We start from the raw sequence: 19,865 nt of genomic DNA on the forward strand, positions 1-19,865 counted from the left end.
CTCTACGTCATGTATTCATTCACTAGCATCCTGAGCAATTGCTGGTAATCCTGAGTCATCTCCGTGACTTTTTCTGCCCGGAGGCAATCAGGGTCGAATGCACACACGATATCTATCACGTCTTTTCCTTCCTTGATCCAGAAGGTTAGCTCATGTTCATGGTGTGTGAACGATGCATCTGTAAACTCATTGACACTGCCGAAGAATGGAATAATGGTTCCATCGTCGCGATCCGTCCGTAATTTTTTTAGCCACACCGAGGCTTCCCCCGTCATTTTCTCAATGAGCTGTCGTTTCTGCTGCACCTGCTTGAATAGATCGAAGAAGGTGTTGACCTCTAACATGTTCACCCGGAATGGATAGGCATTCATCTGCAGCCCCTTGGCGACAGCCACTTCCATATAAAGATCCTGCTGTTCTGTCAATTCCGCCATGAGGTATAGATACATCGAATGCAGAACGTCTATTACCTCAACATCTTCCATTTGACTTACCTGCTGCACATTTTCAAACAGTTCATCAGTAAGTGAGAATTGAACCCAGTTCGTGTCCGCATTCGCTTCTCCATTTGTCCAATACTGAGGTGGCAACTCTATAAGCGAGACACGATCCAGCTCCTTCAACCAATAAGTGGTTGGATCGGTTTCCTCTTGTTCATCTGCTATATCTAAAGCGGCATTCTTCAAAAATTTGGTAAGACTGAACAGTGTAGGATGAGCAAACAAATCGGCAATTCGAACCCGTCCAGGGTAAAGCTGTTCAAGCTTGGCATGTACTTGCACCAGTAAAAGCGAAGTACCGCCTATTTGGAAGAAGTTATCCTGCATACCGACCGTTTCACGCTTAAGCACTTCCCGCCAGATGCCCGCCACCTGTTCTTCCAGTCTGGTAGCCGGGGCTTGATATTCGGTGTGCTTGTCTTGGAGTGAATCAGGCTCTGGCAATGATTTGCGATCTAGTTTTCCGTTTGGTGTCAGCGGCCACATACTCATATGCGTATAGAAATGCGGAATCATGTAATCGGGTAAGCTTCTGCTCAGCATGGCTCGCAATTCATCACTGTCCAACGTTCGCTCTGCCATATAGTACGCAGACAGGTAAGGATTGCTGGCAGTATCTCGCACACTGACCACCGCTTCCGTAATATCCGGGTGCTGACAAAGAGCACTTTCAATCTCACCCAATTCGATCCGATAACCGCGTACTTTGCACTGAAAGTCGGATCGTCCCACATATTCAACACGTCCGTCCGGCAGCCATCTCGCGAGATCACCTGTTTTGTACATACGTTGACCAGGTTTAAACGGATTAGGGATATAGCGCTCATCCGTCAGAGTTGGCTGACCGAAGTAACCTCTCGTTACCCCATCCCCTGCAATGTAAAGATCGCCAGTGATCTTCATCGGCTGCACTTGTAGATGCTCATCAAGGATGTAGACTTGTGTATTGGGCAACGGCGCGCCAATCGTTACTTCTTCTGCCTCGGTCAAGTCCTGAACCGTAGACCAGATCGTTGTTTCAGTTGGACCGTACAGATTGTAAAGTCTTGCCTTGGTCTGTGTGCGAAGCCGTTGGAACAAAGATGATGAAAGGGCTTCTCCTCCAAGCAGGATCGCTTTCAGGCAGTCAAGTGCGTGCAAGTTGCTCTTCTCTTCCAGCATGAGCTGTAGACGGGATGGAGTCAGTTGAAGGAAAGTGATTTCTTTCTGCAAAATCAACTCCTTGAGCACCTGCGGGTCGGCTTGCTGCTGCTCGGTTGCAATGACCACTGTCATCCCTTTCGTCAGCGGTACAATCGTTTCAAGCAGAAAAATATCAAACGAAATCGTCGTCACAGCCAACATTTTGTCTGCGCTGGCAAAATCGATATGTTTCCCGATCCCTGAGCAGAAGCTCATCAAATTGCCGTGCTCAACCATAACGCCTTTAGGCTTGCCTGTAGAACCCGATGTGTAAATGACATAGGCGAGATCGCCAGGTGTAGCCTGTGGCGGAAGATTGGAGTGATCTTGCATCTCCACCCGAGAATCATTTACATCCACTCGGACAACACTTCCCCACTGCTTCTCTGCCAGAGAATCGTGGGTTAAGACGAGGCGAGTCATGCTGTTTTCCAAAACATAGGAAATGCGTTCTTCTGGATAGTGCGGATCAATCGGAACAAATGCAGCACCTGCTTTCAAGATCGCCAAGAGTCCGACCATCATTTCTACAGAGCGATTCGTCAAAAGACCCACGCAAGTATCAGCAGTGACGTCATGTTGCTTGATCAAACGGGCTACTTGGTTTGCTCGCTTATTTAATTCCGCATAAGTGACTTTCTCATCTCCGCATGTTACAGCTAACGCGTTCGGCTGTTTTGCCGCTACTTCTTCAAAGAGCTGGACGACTGTTTTTTCACGAGAGTATTCCAAGCTCGTGTCATTCCATTGCTCAATCAGCAGCAAGCGTTCTTCTGCTGCCAGCATGGACATCTTGCCGATCAACTGTTTAGGATCTTCCACCATCTGCTCCAGAATCTTCTGGAAATGTGTAGACATCGACGCAATCGTCTCTTTGCTGAACAGCTTGTTGCTGTATTCGATATCGACAATCAGGCGCTGTTCTCGCTCAATGATGTCAAAGGTCAGATCAAACTGGGCAGAGCGCTGTTCAAATGGATAAGGAGAGAGCGTCAGGCCATTTGCACTCATGCTTCCCTTCGCATCGCCGGTATTTTGCAGAATGAACATCACATCAAACAGTGGGTTGCGCGCCGTATCTTTTGGCAGCGTCAGACGATCCACCAGCATTTCGAACGGATAGTCGGCATGAGAGAGCGCCGCCAGTGCCCGTTCTTTTACTTCCTGAAGGAAATCCGCCACAGTTCGATCACTTCGCGGGAAGTTTCTCATCGCCAGTGTGTTCAAAAAGACACCCACGATATTTTCCAGGTCTGCATGATGACGGCCAGCCACTGGCGATCCAATGATAATGTCTTCTTCGCCAGCGTATTTCGACAGCATAATGGTGAGCGCTCCCAGTAGCGTCATATACAAGGTTGAACCATTGTTTTTTGCCAGTGCCAGTATCTTCTGTGTCCTCTCTTGAGGAATCTCAAAGGTCAGGACATCTCCTTCAAAGCTCTGGACGGACGGTCGAGGGTGGTCCGTAGGCAGATTAAGCACAGGAAGTTCTCCATCCAGCTCTTTTAGCCAGAATTTCTCCTGAGCGGCCAATACCCCATTACCCAGCTGCTCTGATTGCCACACACTGTAGTCTTTATATTGAATCCGCAGCTCGGGCAACTCGAGTCCCTGATACAATTGGAAGAACTCGCGGATCAAAATGTTGATGGACACACCATCGGAAATAATGTGATGCATGTCAAACAGCAACAAGTGTTTGTTGACATCCATGCGAATGAGCATACCGCGTACAAGCGGTGCTTTTGATAAGTTGAATGGTTGAATAAATTGTTCGACCGTTCTCTTGGCCTCGTTCTCGTCGACTTCACTATACGCCAACGTAAAATCTACGCTCGGCTGAACCGTTTGCATCAAAACTCCATCTACGATGGAAAATGAGGTGCGCAACGACTCATGTCGCTGCACCAGCGAGACAAATGCACGTTCGAAAGCCTCTCTATCCAGCTCACCTTCAAGCATCATGATTGTTGGGATGTTGTAGGCAACTGCCCCTTCCTGCATTTGTTCCAGCACATAAATTCTCTGCTGAGACGAGGTGGCGGGGTACGCTTCCCGATGCTCTGCTACAGGGATCGCTGACACAGCTGTTTCTTCATTCGGAGCCATCAATACAGCTAATTGACGGATCGTCGGTGTTTGAAATAGGTCGGTGATCGTAATCTCTTTTTGCATCTGCTTGGAGACACGGGAAACGATACCGATTGCCAAAAGAGAATCGCCACCCAGCCTGAAAAAGTCGTCGTCGATGCTCAATTCGGTGTAACCTAACACATCGGACCAAATCTGTCCTAAGGCTTGCTCCAACAAAGTGTAGCGATCGCCTTCCTCCCTGCCAGACAAAGCAACTCGGTTTTGCATGATCACTGTGGATGGTGCTTCGCGTTCTTTATGAGACTTTCCGTTTGCGAAGATCGTATCTCCGAGCTTTACTTTCAGAGACGGTGCCCATTCCTTCAGCACTTGCAAATCAAATTGTCCAATGATCAGGTGTTCAGTTTGGCAAGACAGCGATGCATCAAAGGCTTGAATTGCTCCATCCATCGGCATGTATCCGATAAAACCAGGACCTGTTATGCCTTCAAACGCATACCAGTTCAAAGCTATCGTTGGTTTTCCCGTTCGATTCCGAGCTGCACTATAGGCATCCAGGAAGCAGTTGGACGAGACATAGTCACTTCCAGTCGCTCCACCCCAAATCGAAGCAAGCGATGAAAAGATTACAAAGAAATCCAAGTGCTCCGGTTCAGCTATCTGATCCAGAATGACTGTGCCCGCCATCTTCGCTTTCAAGCCATTTTGAAAATGGGAAAACTTCTTCGTCTGAATCGTCTCGAAGGTGATATGCGCCGCGGATTGGATAATGCCGTTGATCGGTCCGTAACGAGCACGGACTTGCGCGGAAATATCCTCCATCTGCTGACGGTCAGACACATCGGCTGCGTAGCAGACTACCTGCGCTCCCATTTCCTCTAGCTCAAGCAGTGCTTTCAGCTTTCGTGCCTCAGCACCATTGCAGTCTGGATGCTGTAAACGCTCTTGCCACTCGTGGTTAGATGGAAGTGGAGAACGATTAATCAGCACGAGCGTCACATTTTTTTGAGCAGCCAGATGCTTACTAAATGCCAGGCCCAGTTTTCCTGTACCTCCGGCGATCAAGTAAACGCCATTTTCACGTATCTCTACAAGCCGTTTCGGAATTTTATCGATATCGCTGCGATTCATTTCTGGTACGATGCGATTTCCTCTATAGGCAACCAAAGTGTCATCTCGATTGCAGCGAATTTCCGCTAGAAGCTGACCAGCTAACTGCGATGTTGAACGCCCCTCTGTTGCGAGATCTAGGCTAAAACACTGCAGTTTTGGATTTTCTTGCGAGATAACCTTGGCTAGACCGAACAAAGGAGCTTTTTCTGGATAAACAGGTCCGTTCTCATCTACTGCCTGTGCGTAGTTTGAGACGATCCGTAAATCAAGCACCTGCTTCAGATCCAGCTCAAGCAACGCTTGTGTCAAATGAAACAGACTGTACACTCCCAGATGTTGCGCTGACTCAAGGGCTTCTAGCTGTCCGAGGTCATTTGGCTTTTGGGCGCCTGAGGTCAAGCTCCATAAGTGGATAATCCCAGTCAGCTTTTCCTTTTTGTCCCCGAGTCTCTCGAACACACGCCGCAGATCTGCCGGCTGGTTGGGATCTAGGATAAACTCGTGGGAAGAGACGGAGGCAAAAGCCTCACCACTGCGAAGTCTGAACACTTCATGTCCGTCCGATGTCATCGCGTCAGCAAGCGTTTCTCCTACACCGCCTTCATCTTGAAACACCAGCCAGATTCCTGGACGCTGGGTCTGATGATTGGTTGTCAGCTCTTTCGTTTGCCAATTGATCTGGTAGAGCCACTCTCGATACTCTTGTGGCGTATACGCTGAGTGTCCGATCAATAAGGCTGAATCAGAAAGATCAAGCAGCGCTGTTGACGACGGATAAATGGCAACCGATTGATAGTTCGTATCCCGAAGCGCCTTTTCCCAACGTGAGGCATCCATCAGTCTGGCTTGCTGTCGCAAATCGGTATCTTCGTGCTGCCACCAGTCTGCGGCAAGCCCCCCGATCACAATTGCCGTTGAACGATTTTTCACGAGCTCGATCGCGAACAGCACGCCCTGCTCTGCAAGCAACTGATGCAAAATCGATAAGGATGCCCGAACATCCTTCGCCTTGTGAATAGCGTTATTCGCGATAATCACATCGTACGCATGTAAATCGAAGCCTTGCTCGGCTGGGGCCTGCTCCATGTTGAACAGGCGGAATTGTACAAACGGGTACACTTCTTGGAACTCTTTTTCTACCTCTACGAGAGACGATTGCGCACCATCCGTAAACAGATAGGTGACATCTTGTTTCTCAATCTTCGGCAGCAATAAGCGAGTAAGACTGCTTGAACCGCCTCCGAGCTCCAGAATTCGAACAGGACGGTCAAACGAATGGATGTATTGAACAATTGTTTCCACAGCCATAAGTCCAGAAGGGTTTCCAAGAGTAATGCGATCCGCATACGACTTGAAAAAGTCAGAGGTACCGTTCGACACAAGTACGGTCTGCCCTGTCATGATAGTTGAGTAATGGGCAAAGCACGCTTTTAATTGGGTGAACGTATCTCGCTCATTCGGATAGCGATCCAGACAATCCTGATAAAACGTTTCCGCATCAAGACCCTCTGCTTGAGCAGCAAGTCGATAGGTTCCTGCAACTTGTTCAACAAGGGCCGCTTGAACGACGAGTCCGAGCATGAGTTGGAAAAGATGCTCATTTCTTTCATCAAGCCCTACAGCTTCACGCAATTCTTCCAACGAATACGTTTGAACCTGCTTATGGAAAACGCCCAGTTGATTGAAGCATTCAAGCGATGACAAGCCGGAATAAAAAGTCTCATCCTCTTCCAAGCCCGTTTGCTTTTGGACATTCACCTGATTCAGTAACGTTTCCCCAAAAGTAAAGAAGGTGGAAGCAATTTTATGAACATCAGCTGTTTCGTTCTCATGTGCCGCCTCAGATGCTACAGTAGCGGACCCCGCAACCGTGTCGTTTGCAGGTTGATCCGATTGCACCCAGTGACGGTTTTTGGCAAAGGAATAAGTTGGCAAAGGTACCTTTTTCCATTTGACTGGACGGTAGTATTCAAGCCAATTGATAGGCACCCCTCGCACGTACTGTTTTGCCATTTCTACTGGGTTAGAGCTGTCTATTTGCATGCTGATCGGCAATGAACCTTCCCCACGGGAATTCAATACCCCGTAGAACACCTGGTTCCCATCAATAAGCGGAGCACCGTCCTCCATCCGTTCTCCCGCGCACAAGCGATGGATCTTCTGCAAAAAGTCCTCTTTGCTGTTGATAATGAAGGCAAGCCGATATCGATAGTGTCCGCGCCCCGTATTGGCAGTTGCACACATATCAAGAAGGGATTGGTCAGAAGACGCTGATAAAAATGCTTGGTATTTCTCGAGCAAATCCCATAGTGACTCACTTGTTTTGGCAGATAACGTAATGAGGTAATCGCCAGATTCTGAAACGGGTGTCGCCTCACGCTTAGGCTCTTCCAATATGACGTGGGCGTTTGTCCCGCTCAAGCCGAATGCACTTACCCCAGCTCTCCTCACAGGTTGGTCCGCCTCTACATCCCAAGCCTTTAGTACATCATTTATATAAACAGGTGAATCGATAAAAGGAATTAAGGTATTCGGCCGTTTCACATGCAGCGTCGGCGGAATCTGACGATGCTTCATCATCAGAGCCGTCTTAATGATTCCAGCCAGACCTGATGCCGCTATCGTGTGCCCGATATTGCTTTTGACCGAGCCTATTGCGCAAAATTGCTTACGTTTTGAAACTTTCTGAAAGGCATGCATGATCCCTTCAATCTCTACAGGGTCGCCTAGTCTTGTCCCTGTTCCATGTGCCTCAATATAGGAGATGCTCTCCGGATTGATTCGCGCCCGCTCCCATGTTGTTCGCAACAAAGCAGACTGGGAAATCGCATTGGGCGCTGTAATACTGGTAGAACGGCCATCACAATTGACCGCTGTGCTTTTGATCACGGCATGGATATAGTCGTTGTCCTTGACTGCTTGATCGTAGGATTTCAAAAGAACAGCGCCAAGACCTTCTCCCCATACTGTTCCATCAGCAAAGTCATCAAAAGCTTTGGTTTTGCGATCTACAGAAACGATGCCAAAGTCAGTATCTTGTTGAATCGGAAACAGGGAAAGGTTAACTCCGCCTACGAGAGCCATTCGACAATCGTTATTTCCAATGGCTTGACATGCTTGGTGCAGAGCGACCAAGGAGGAAGAGCAAGATGTATTAATCAGTTGGCTCGGACCTGACAGATTCAGCAAATAGGAAATTCGCGAAGCGATAATTGCTGCAACGTTGCCAGCCAGCGAGGACGAATCAACGTTCTTCAGCACACGCTGGTATTGTGATTCATTGTCACAATATCCCAGAAATACGCCTGTAGGAGAACCGCTGATCATCTTCTCGCTATACCCGGCATGTTCAAATGTTTCCCATGCCAACTCGAGAAACATCCGCTGATAAGGATCCATGGTTCGAGCCTCTGCAGGTGATATCTCGAAAAACGCATGATCAAATAAGTCTACGTGATCGAGATACCCCATCCGCTCATACTTAAAATCTGTGTCGTTTAAAAATTCTCTCGCTACCCGCTCGACATCCGGACGCCTTGCAGCAGGGATATCACTGATTGAATCGTGCCCCTGTTGCAAATTGTTCCAGTATTCTTCGAGGCTGCTGGCTCCGGGAAAACGACAAGCCATACCGATGATCGCGATATCTTGGCGTGTATTTACGGTGGCAGAGGACAGTTCCTTCAGCAAAGGAAGTGCTTCCTTCTCTTGCAATCGATGAGCTGCCACTTGCTCCAAGATGTATTTTTTTAGCAAACTCATCCTAATTCCCCTTCCTTTTGTCGATCAGTTCGGCACCCTTGTCTACGGAGAGAACTCCCTCCTTGACCTCCCTCAGCAATTCCAGAAGGGATTCATCATCATCGCTTTGATCTTCCATCGATGCAAACTGATCCTGTTTTCTTTGTTCGAGAAAATCTACAAACATGGCAATCGTATAGTAGGAAAACAAATGCGCGACGCTAATCTCGCTATCCACTTGTTTTACAATTTGCGCATGCATTTTAAGCAACAGCAGGGAATTCCCTCCCAGCTGGAAAAAGCTGTCGTGTACCCCCACTTTTTCGATCCCCAAGATTTCTTTCCAGATGGTAACCAGCTGTTCTTCATTCTCGTTTCGTGGAGCTACATATTCTGCATCGGACGCCTGTTGCTCATCCACTTCAGGCAGTAGCTTACGATTGATCTTGCCCCCTGCTGTCAAAGGCATTTTTTCAATGCTGACAAAAAAGGAAGGGATCATGTGATCGGGAAGCCGTTCGCTGAGATAACCACGCAAGTCACTTGCAGTCAATTCCTGAGCATTCGATACGTAGTAAGCGCACAAGCGAGCCTTCTCTTCTTGAAATAGCACGGCACATTCTTTTACTAGCGGGTGGGACAATAGAACCTCATCAATCTCGCCCAGCTCAATTCGGTGCCCACGTACTTTTACTTGATGATCGATGCGACCACAGAACTTGATATTGCCACTCGGCAGATAACGCCCAAGGTCACCTGTCCGGTAAAGCTTTTGATAACCAATTTCCGGATAAGGGTTGTCAACAAAGCTGACTGCTGTTTTCTCAGGATCGTGCAAGTAACCATGCCCCAAGCACAATCCCGTTATGTAAATCTCCCCTTGTTGTCCAGCCGGAACAAGTTTGCGATTTGAATCCAGCAGCAAAATTTTCGTATTGGCTATCGGCTTTCCGATCGGTATCGGTCCTTGATGGGTATGGTCGATCTCAAAGTAGATGACACCAATAGAGGTCTCCGTCGGGCCGTACAGATTCGTGATACGAACGTGGGGAAACCGCTGAAGAAACAGATGCACGGTGTGAGCCGTAATTTCCTCTCCTCCCAAGATCAGGTGGCGAATCGAAGAAAGTGAATCCTGTATGTCCATCCGTGTTTCCATTTGATCCACCAGCAGGTTGAAGACCGACGGCACAAAGTCCGTAATCGTAATCTGATAGGTTGAAATGGCGTGCAACACTTGATCGAGCGTCATCTCAAATTCAGGAATCGGCAATACCGTACGGCCACCATGCAGGAGCGGCCAGAAAAGTTGCCAGACCGAACTGTCATAGTGATGAGGAGTCGTCTGGAAAATGGCATCCTGTTCCGTACAACCGTAGTGTTCATCCATCCAGCGAAACCGATTGAAAATACCGATATGAGGAACGACTGCTCCTTTTGGTTTGCCGGTAGAACCAGATGTATAGATCACATAGATCGGATCGTCCACATCTACCTGAATTTTCAAGTCCTCTTCTTCCCGGATATCATCCGCATCGACGATTACAGCACGTGTCAATTGCACAAATGACGGTTCCTGTCGTATTTCTGGTCCGATCAGCGTCACCGGACAATCCAATTCATCCAGTAGCTGCTTTTTCCTTTCGTTCGGACTTTGCACGTCTAGTGGGACAAAGGCCGCACCTGTTTTCATCACAGCTAGCAGGGAAATGACCAAATTCAAGCTACGATTCATCAAGACGGGAACATTGCTTCCTCTTCCAATGCCGCTGTCCTTCAACATACGCGCTAGATAATTGGCTTTGCCATTTAGTTGAGCGTAGGTAAGGTTTTTGTTGCCAAACACAGCCGCTGTTAGATGAGGCGTACGCGCTGCCTGTTCCTCGATCAGTTGATGGATCGGCTTTGGAGCAGAATGAGAAATGTCCGTTTGATTGCGGGTATACAACAGATCAGTCCGCTCCGCCTCTGTCAACATATCGATTGTGTGAACCAATCGCTTAGGATCGACGACCACTTCACGAAGAATTTGTAGATAATGGCCGATCATCCGTTCGATGACAGACTCTTGGAACTGCTCGCCCGCATACCGTACGCGTCCGGTAATTCCATCTTCTGTTTGCTTGAATGCAAATACCACTTGCAGGGACAGGCCTTCTAAAGCAGCAATATCTTGCATGTTTTCTAGTACGAAGGCAGTATCTAGCAGTGTCGTCAGATCGGTGTCGGATAGATCAAGCCATTGCATCATTTGCGAAAACGGATAGTTCTGATGCTCCATTGCCTCTTTGACCAGCTGCTTACCCTCTTTCGCCACTTCTGCAAAAGTAGCTTCTTGATGCATCCGTACACGCAGCGGCAGCACCCGATTCCAAGCATTAGGGGGAAGCGGATTCTGAAAGACGGGCGTGAGAATGATCATGTCGTCTGTCTGCTTATACCGATTCAGCATGATTTGAAACGTCGACAGAAGGAACAGGTAGAGCTTCATCGGATGATGATCGCAATGGGCCGTAACGGTAGCGTTTAAATCCTCTGGAAAGACAAAAGATATTTCTTTTGTCCCCTCCACCCCATCGCCTTCCTTCTCCGTCCCTTCGGTTGGAAGGAGGGAGAGCGTCCACTCCCCCTGTAACTTCTTATGCCAGTACTGCTCCTCTCGGCTAAATTTCCGACTGGTTAGCAGAATGTTTTGCGAAATAGTAGTCTCCATATGCCCTCCCCCTCTTACTCACCGCTTGCTCTAAAATTCAAAATCCCAATCGACACCCTGTGCTTGAATAAGGGCTACCTCACGGGTCAATTCAAAGTCCTGCAGGAGGCGCTGGGGATCTTCCATCACCTGCTGCAACAAGCTTTTGAAGTCACTCACAAACTGCTCCATCGTTTCTCTTCGGAACAGGTCACTACGGTAATCCAGCTTACATGTAAGTCTGTCAAAAACAGGATAAGCCGACAGATGAAGGTCAAGTTTAGCCGTGTTGTTTTGCAGTGGATAGTTTTTAACGATCATGTCTTCAAGCTCCAGTTCCCCTTCCGGATTGTCCATGTTTTGCAGGACGAAGATCGTATCAAAAAGGGGCTGACGACCTGTATTTGGCTCAAGACCAAGAGTCTGGACAAACAGATCAATTGGGTAATCCGCTTGTTCAAAAGAAGCTAGCGTATGCTCGCGGACCTCCGCAAGAAACTCCCTATAGGCTTTCTCGCCTTTTGGATAATTGCGTAGGGGAATGGTGTTGATAAACATCCCAATTACTTCATCAAACTCTGCAAATTTACGCCCAGCTACTGGAGTTCCGACAACAACATCCTCTTGACCGCTGTATTTTGCAAGCAAGATGTTGTATACCGACAACAGCACCATGTAAAGTGTCGCATGTTCCTGCGCTGCCAGCTCCTGTAACCGCTGCCTCTCCTCTGTCGATATCTCGAACTCAATCGTCGCACCAGGAAACGTAAGAGATTCTGGCCTTTCGTAATCAGTCGGAATCGATAGAAGTGGAGCCGGGCTGGTAAACAAGTCTGCCCAATAGTCAGCTTGAAGCTCTCCTGACTCAAGTGCAGATTCCTGCCATACAGCAAACTCTTTTTGCTGAACTTCCAATGTAGAAAGTGTCACGCCTGCATAGAGACGAACAAAGTCCTCTACAAGAATATCCATGGACACACCGTCTGAAACGATATGGTGCATGTCGAACAACAAGAGATGCTTTTCCGGTTCAATCCGGATTAGCCCTGCACGCAGTAAGGGCGCTTGACGCAAGTCGAATGGCCGTACAAACGTTGCCAAGCTGGCCTCCAACTGCTCTGCACTTGCTTCGCCCACTTCCAAACGGAAGACTAGCGAATCATGTACAATTTGAACCACTTGCCCATCTATATAATCAAACGAGGTACGAAGAGATTCATGGCGGTCAATCAATGCCTGAAAAGCAAGTTCTACCTTCTCACGGCTCAAATCACCCTCGATGAAACGGGCAGCCGTAATATGAAGACTTGTGTCAGCCGGATTCAACTGTTGAAGAATAAAGAACTTGCGCTGGGCTGGCGTAACAGGATAGTACGATCTGGCTTCGACTGGGAAACGTCTTTTCATAATCGTCTTGTCTGCTCCATCAATCACCTTACCAAGCTCATGAATAGTTGGGTGATTAAACATGGTTCGCAGTGGAAGCTGTACGCCAAACTGCTGTGCAACCTGGGTAGCTACTGCGTTGATTTTTAACGAGTGTCCCCCTAGAGCGAAGAAATTGTCCCGAGCGCTGATTGTGTTTGGATCGAGCTGCAACACATGCGCCCAGATGTGGGTGAGAGCTTTTTCCGTCTCGGTTGTCGCTGACACAAAAATCGATGTGTCTACCCGATCTTGTATGCCAGGCTTCGGTAAAGCCCCTCTGTCCACTTTTCCGTTAGGGGTAAGTGGCAATACGTTTTGTTTTACATAGTGCATCGGCACCATGTATTCCGGAAGCACAGTAAACAGATAATCACGCACATCTCTGGCGGAAAACTCCTCCAAGGGAACGACATAGGCACATAAGTACTTTGCACCGGTTTCCTCTGAAAGCGCCAAGACCACTGCATCCTTGACCGCAGGATGTCTGCGCATAACCTGTTCAATCTCACTCAATTCGATTCGGTAACCCCGAATCTTGACTTGATTGTCCATTCTCCCGAAGTACTCAATATATCCGTCCTCCGTGATCCGGCCTACATCACCCGTTCGGTAAAGGACTTGGTAGTCAGGGTCTTCTACCCAGCTGGCATACGGATTTGCTACAAAAACTTTTTGCGTCCGTTCCTCATCTTTGTAGTAGCCGTATCCAACCCCCGGACCAGCCACACCTACTTCTCCTTTTACGCCTCGTGGGCAGATACACTGATTTTGATCGAGTATGTAAATATGAGTGTTCTGGATCGGTATGCCGATGGGAACCACAATCTGCTGATCGCTAGGCATTTCCCGAATAATGTGGTGGGTAATATCATCGGATGCTTCCGTTGGCCCGTACATATTCACCAATGGAATTTCCGAATAGCAGGCAAACCAGCGTCGTACCAGAGGGGCAGGCAACTCCTCTCCTGTCACTGCCATCCACCGCAGATCAGGAAAGCTGCGTTCGGAGTCGGGCCATTCTTGAACGAGATCAAGCAGCACGGAGAGCAGAGATGGCACCACTTCCGCTACGGTAACGCGGTTGGAACGCAGCACGTTATGAAGGGCCTGCGTATCCATTACGGTCTCTGTATCGACCGCTTGCACAGAGCCACCCACCAGCAAAACAGCCAGATATTGCCAAACAGAAATATCAAAGCAAAGAGAAGCCGTTTGTGCGACAAGATCATCCTCGCAGAGGGATAGGTCGTTGATTTTAGCGAAAATGTGGTTAATCATTCCACGATGGTGCACCATTACGCCTTTTGGTTGTCCTGTCGTGCCCGATGTGAAAATGATGTAAGCCAAGTCTGTTCCCGCACTCTCCCGATCGATGTCCTCTCCCGATAGTGACTCTACGGATTGATCGGATTGACCAAAGACATAGAGATACTTCAGCTCAGGTGAGGATGCTTGAATCGACTCCAATCCATCTAGCAAGTCAGGCTGAGTTATTAGCCCTGCAATCTCGCTCTTCTGCACGATGTACAAAATCCGATGCTGCGGATAGTCTGGATCAATCGGTACGTAGGCTCCCCCCGCCTTGAACACTGCAAGAATCGCAACAAGCGTATCCACGTTACGCTTCATATAAATACCGATTTTTGTGCCAGGTCGTAATCCTTGCTGGATAAAATGGCGCGCGAGTCGATTGGATCGCTCGTTTAATTCCTGATAGGTTAAGGTTGTTTTTCCGTCTGTCACTGCTTTGCGATGAGGAGTCTTTTTTACCTGCTCCTCAAAGAGGCGATCAAAGCTCTGATCGCGCGGAAAATCAACCCGGTTGTCGTTGAATGAAAGAACTAGCTCCCGAACCTCTTCCTCAGATAAGAACGCTATCTCCGCGATCTTCTGATCAGGTTGCGTTACGATAACCTGATAGATACGGACCAAATGCTCCATCATCCGTTCCATCATGGGGCGTTGGTATCTTTGCCCCACGTAACGCACGAGTAATTCGAGCGAGTTTTCCTTTTTAGAAAAGAGGAGCTGCAACTCGCTCGAAACTTGTTCTAGGCTGTCCTGATCATGAAGGACGTCCAATAAGCAAGTCGCCTCAAAAAACGGTGTGCTGTTCCCCTGCTGCGGTACCTGCAGTTCCTCGATCAACCGCAAGATTGGGTAGTTCTGATGTTCCACAGCGGCCTTTAAGGTCTGCCGAATTTCTTGCAGCAGCTCCTTGATGCTCCATTCCGGGAGTACCTGATGACGCAAGGGCAGTAACTTGTTCAAAAACTCACCCGGCTCAGTTTGACGAAAGATAGCCGTTCCAACGCATATGTCCTGATGTCCCGTGTATTTGGACAACAAGATGCCAAATCCACTCAGCAAAGCCATGAACAAACGTTGATCCGAGCCATTGCTCAAATGAATCAGCGCCTTGCTCAGTTCGTCCGGAAACACGATGGTCAGCTCACGAAGCTCAGACTGACGCTGAAACGAGGCCCGAGAGTCTGTTGGAAGGTCAAGTGAATGAAATTCTCGAGAGAGGTTCTCCATCCAATAGTCTTTTTCGCGATCAAACTGCCCACTGGCCAGCAAGATGTTTTGTGCAGTTATCGTTGTCAAGCCAATCCCTCTTTTCTGTCCGTCATGTATTTCTTAAAAAGCAAAGTCATCGTCGTCCACTTGTCCCTGTGCTACCTGTACTACTCCATGACCGATCTGAAGTTGTCCGATGGTTAGGTTCGGGTGGACTACCATTTGCTCCAGAAGAATGACAAAGTCTTGAGCCATCTTCTCGATTGTTCTTCTTTGATACAGGTTCGTGTTATATTGCCAGTGCATGCACATGTGATCCTCAGCCTTAACCACTTCCAAAGCCAGATCGAGCATGGCAGCTTTGCGTCTGAACTCGTACGGAGCAAACTCGATTTGATCGAGACGGACCTTTTGCTGCTCCGCTGCATGATGCAGGGTCAGCATGGCGTCAAACAACGGGTTCCTTGCTGGATCGCGAGGGAATTGAATCTGGCTTACGAGTTGATCGAATGGATAGTCTCCATGCTCAAAACCGCTTAGCACGTTTTGACGTACCTGCCCGATATACTCTTGGACGGTCAATTCTTTCTTCGGCCAGTTTCGCAGAGCCAAGGTGTTAACAAACATTCCTACAACAGGGGCAAACTCCGCACGTTGTCTACCATCCATGTCGCAGCCGATGACGATGTCTTCCTGATTGCTGTATTTGGATAACAAAACAGAATAGACAGCCAACAGAAGCATGTACAGCGTCGTAGAACTTTCACGGGTAAACGAGTCGAGTTTTTCCAGCCATTCTCTAGACAGCTCAGTCAGCACTTCGTCTCCATCAAATGTCATGGTTTGTGGGCGAGGATAATCGGTCGGGATTGCTAACGGTTGCGGCTGCCCGGAAAATGCATCCAACCAGTAGGCTTCATGCTCGGCCCAACCGACCTCGGCAGCTTGTTCTGCTTGCCACCAAGCGAATTCCTTGGCCTGAACCGACAATTCCGGCAACTCCTGTCCTTGGTAGAGGTTACAAAACTCCTCAAGCAAGATGGACTTGGATATGCCATCTGAAATGATATGGTGCATGTCGAAAATCAACAGATGCTCCTCTGATGAGAGCTCAATTAGGCCGATACGAAGCAAGGGAGCTTGCTTTAAATCGAATGGCCGGAAAAAGCTTTCGATTTCCTTCTCCACAGTTTCCTCGTCTGCTTTCCATGTTTCGATTTGTACAGACAGATCACTGTGTACTTTTTGCTTCACCTGACCTTCAATCAGATGAAACGAGGTGCGTAGCGCCTCATGTCGTGCGACGAGTTGATCTGCAACGTCTTGAAGACGCCCGGAATCAAGGGAACCCGTGATCCGCATAACTCCCGGTGTATGATAGCTGGTAGCATCTTCTTCCAATTGCCACAACAGGTAAAGTCGCTCTTGTGCACCCGTGACAGGGTAATATTCCTGATCAGAGAGCAAGGTGATCGGTTTTTGCTCCATCTCTTGGAGGCTGCCTGTGATCCGATTCGCCAAACCACGAATCGTTGGGGCATCAAACAGGTCGCGCATAGAAAGCTTCACTTGAAAGTCACTTTCCATTCTGGATAAAAGCTGAATGGCCTTCAGTGAATGCCCTCCCTGTCCAACAAAATGATCAAGCACACCGGGTGATGGAATTTGTAAAACATCACCCCACAACTCAGCCAGCTTTTGTTCGATCGGATTTGCCGGGGGCACGTAATCGCTACTGACGCCAGGCTTTACAGCAGGCAAAGCTTTGCGATCGATCTTTCCATGCGGGGTAAGCGGCATCTCGGACAGTTCCATAAAGTAACTCGGGATCATATAACCTGGGAGCCACTCCAGCAGGTGCGCGCGAAGCCCATCTGGCTGAACGCCGTCCTTTTGCACGACATAGTAGCAAGCTAGTTCGGTCATACCCATTTGATCCGTCATAGCCAATACAGCTACCTGATTCACAGCAGGATGCTGAAGGACGGCGCGTTCAACTTCTTTCAGTTCCACACGATAGCCGCGCACTTGAACCTGATCGTCCATCCGCCCTAGATATTCAAATACTCCCGTTTCGCTGAGCAATCCGACATCTCCAGTACGGTAAAGGCGCTCGCCAGTAATGGGATGATACGTAAAAGCTTTCTCGGTCAACTCAGGCTTGCCCAAATATCCATCGGTGATGCCAATTCCTCCGATGCAAATCTCGCCCTTGACATCTGGGGGACAAATTTCCCCCGTCTGTCCAAGGATGAACATATGAGTATTGGCAATGGGAACACCAACAGGGATTCTAAGTGATTCTTCAGCTGGCTGTTCTGTGCAAAGATAGACGGAAGCGTATATCGCTGATTCTGTCATCCCGTAAATATTGGCGATTCGTGCGATACGGAACAGTCGATTCCATTCGCGAACCAGATTAGCCGTCAGTGCTTCTCCTCCATTAAATACCCACTTCAAATGGGGCAATGGGTCTGGTTCATTACGAGAATGCACATGAGCCAGAAACACATTCATCATCGCTGGAACGAACTGGGTGACTGTTATACGTTGCTCTCGCAGCCAGTCATACAACGCTCCCGGATCTTTCCCGTCTTCCTCTTTCAAAATAGACAGCTTTGATCCTACCATCAGCGGCCAAAACAATTCCCACACCGAGTCCGTAAAAGAAATCGAGGTTTTTTGGGCAACAACGTCTGTCTCGCTTAGCGGAAAAGTCTCCTCTAACCAAAACAACGTATTCAAGACCTGTTTGTGCGTAATCATGACGCCCTTTGGTGCACCGGTCGAACCAGATGTGTAGATGACATATGCAACATCATCCTCTGAACCTGCCGGTGCTATCGCTTCATCCTTTTGTCGGCGAATGTCGGACGCTGTATAGACCTTGTATCCTTCGTGATGGAAGGAAGTCTCGTCCAAACAAATGATCGTTTCGATGCTGTCAGGTAGATCCGGTATGATCTCATCCAGATATATGGCTTCTGTTACAAGCACCTTGCAGCGACTATCCTGCAAAAGATACCGAATTCTAGCTCGGGGATAATGCGGATCAACCGGGACGTATCCCCCACCTGCTTGGAGGATTGCAAGAACCGCCGCTACCATACGGGAGCTCCTATCTGCGAGAATTCCTACGAGTTGCGAAGGAACTACACCCGCATCTTTTAGGATACGGGCTAGCTGGTTTGCATCCGCGTGTAGTTCTGCGTATGTTCTTTCTCGATCCGCCTCTACCACAGCGACTCTATCAGGCGTTTTTTCCGCTTGCCGGGCGAACAGTTCGGCGATTGTTACTTTGTTGCGATACGGTTTGTCTGTCTGATTGACTCGGGTTAACAAGTTCGCTTCATTATCAGTGAGCAGGTTAAACTCGTTCAGATCCAGATCGAGTTGCATACGTCCATTCATTGCGACTCTTCCCCTTTTTAGGTGGTGGTGAAAAATTCCCGCAAACGGTTAATTCCCTCGTTATACTTAGCGGCAGAGTATGAGAGGCGCAGTGTATTCGGAATGCCAAAGTCAGAACCCGGTACGGTTGCCACATGTGTAGCCTCGAAAATTTGCGTAGCCAACTCAAGCGAGGTGCTGATGCCTTTTCTCTTCATAAATGCTTCGCAATCAAGCGTGAAGTAGAAGCTGCCTCTCGCTGGCAGAGCACGGACATCCGCTACATTTTGGAAAGCATCGATCGTGTAGTCCCGACGACCTTTGTACAGTTGGACCAAATGATCAACCTCATGCTGGTAATCAAGCGCAGCCATTGCTCCGAACTGTACAACCGGGTCAGCTGTGAGCAGTGTATGGTGCTGAATGACCGTCAGTGGCTGCACCAGCTCATCCGGTACGATCGCATATCCGACACGTCTGCTATACATCCGATACGCTTTGGAGAATGCATCCGTTGTGATGAACGTAGACTTGGTATTTTTCAGCTGCATCACGGATTCGCACTCGTCATCGAAGTAGGTATTCGCATAAATTTCGTCATTGATAATAGCCGCACGACCGTCTACGATGCTGTCGATCGTATACAATTCCTCTTTTGTAAGAATATTTCCCAATGGGTTGCCTGGCGTGTTGATAACGACCACTTTTGTCTTGTCTGTAAAATTCTCTTTAAACGACTCCACATCAAGTCTCAATGTATCCATATCAATTTTGTAGTAACGAACTTTCGCACCGACTAGCAGCGCGCAGAAATGGTAAAGCGAGTAGTACGGAAGTGGCAACAACACTTCATCGCCCTCTTTAAGCAGGAGGTAGAACAGGTTACGGAAGAGTGTGCTGGTACCGACACTGATTACGAAATTCTCCGGTTTGATTGACACGTCGTATTTTGTTTTATAGTGGGTCGCGAGCTTATCTTTCAGCTCCGGAAGCCCACCTGGATACACGAGCGAATATTTTTCAAAGCTACCCAATGCCTGTTGCATGGAATTGATAATTTCGGGATGCAGCGGCATTTCTGACTTCCCAAGAGTCATGCGGATCGCTTCTCCACCGTTTCTCTCAAGCTCATTTGCCATCTGGTCCAGTACAAACATCAAAAAGCGTTCGTCGTGAAAATTAATTGAGGATCTGATTTCCAT

5 protein-coding genes are annotated in these 19,865 nt (G+C 48.4%); all 5 read right to left on the bottom strand.

Features of this window, described 5'->3' with window-relative positions; genetic code table 11:
- Positions 1-2 precede the first annotated feature (2 nt).
- From edeI to ACFVS2_RS05760, 5 genes are read right to left on the bottom strand one after another with little or no spacing between them, the layout of a single operon-like run.
- The gene (edeI, locus tag ACFVS2_RS05740; RefSeq protein ID WP_390232060.1) at positions 3-8,654 is read right to left on the bottom strand and encodes an edeine biosynthesis hybrid PKS-NRPS EdeI; all 8,652 of its coding nucleotides are present in this window, start codon (positions 8,652-8,654) and stop codon (positions 3-5) included.
- Position 8,655: 1 nt separating this feature from the next.
- Entirely contained in the window at positions 8,656-11,346 is a 2,691-nt protein-coding gene (gene edeJ, locus ACFVS2_RS05745) for an edeine non-ribosomal peptide synthetase EdeJ (RefSeq protein ID WP_390232063.1), read from the bottom strand.
- A gap of 30 nt (positions 11,347-11,376) precedes the next feature.
- Complete coding sequence (gene edeK / locus ACFVS2_RS05750; protein WP_390232066.1) at positions 11,377-15,360, bottom strand: edeine non-ribosomal peptide synthetase EdeK; 3,984 nt, start codon at positions 15,358-15,360, stop codon at positions 11,377-11,379.
- Between the two features lie 33 nt (positions 15,361-15,393).
- Entirely contained in the window at positions 15,394-18,684 is a 3,291-nt protein-coding gene (edeL, locus tag ACFVS2_RS05755) for an edeine non-ribosomal peptide synthetase EdeL (RefSeq protein WP_390232068.1), read from the bottom strand.
- 17 nt (positions 18,685-18,701) lie between these two features.
- Positions 18,702-19,865 (bottom strand): pyridoxal phosphate-dependent aminotransferase, encoded by a 1,164-nt coding sequence (locus ACFVS2_RS05760; RefSeq protein WP_390232071.1) that lies wholly within the window; start codon positions 19,863-19,865, stop codon positions 18,702-18,704.

The sequence above is a fragment of the Brevibacillus sp. NPDC058079 genome (genome assembly GCF_042885155.1).
In the GTDB taxonomy this organism is placed as follows: domain Bacteria; phylum Bacillota; class Bacilli; order Brevibacillales; family Brevibacillaceae; genus Brevibacillus.

What these genes read in the sequence shown, in the direction of transcription:
- edeI (WP_390232060.1), bottom strand. Translation starts at nt 8,654, where the DNA reads ATGAGTTTGCTAAAAAAATACATCTTGGAGCAAGTGGCAGCTCATCGA.
- edeJ (WP_390232063.1), bottom strand. Translation starts at nt 11,346, where the DNA reads ATGGAGACTACTATTTCGCAAAACATTCTGCTAACCAGTCGGAAATTT.
- edeL (WP_390232068.1), bottom strand. Translation starts at nt 18,684, where the DNA reads ATGAATGGACGTATGCAACTCGATCTGGATCTGAACGAGTTTAACCTG.
- ACFVS2_RS05760 (WP_390232071.1), bottom strand. Translation starts at nt 19,865, where the DNA reads ATGGAAATCAGATCCTCAATTAATTTTCACGACGAACGCTTTTTGATG.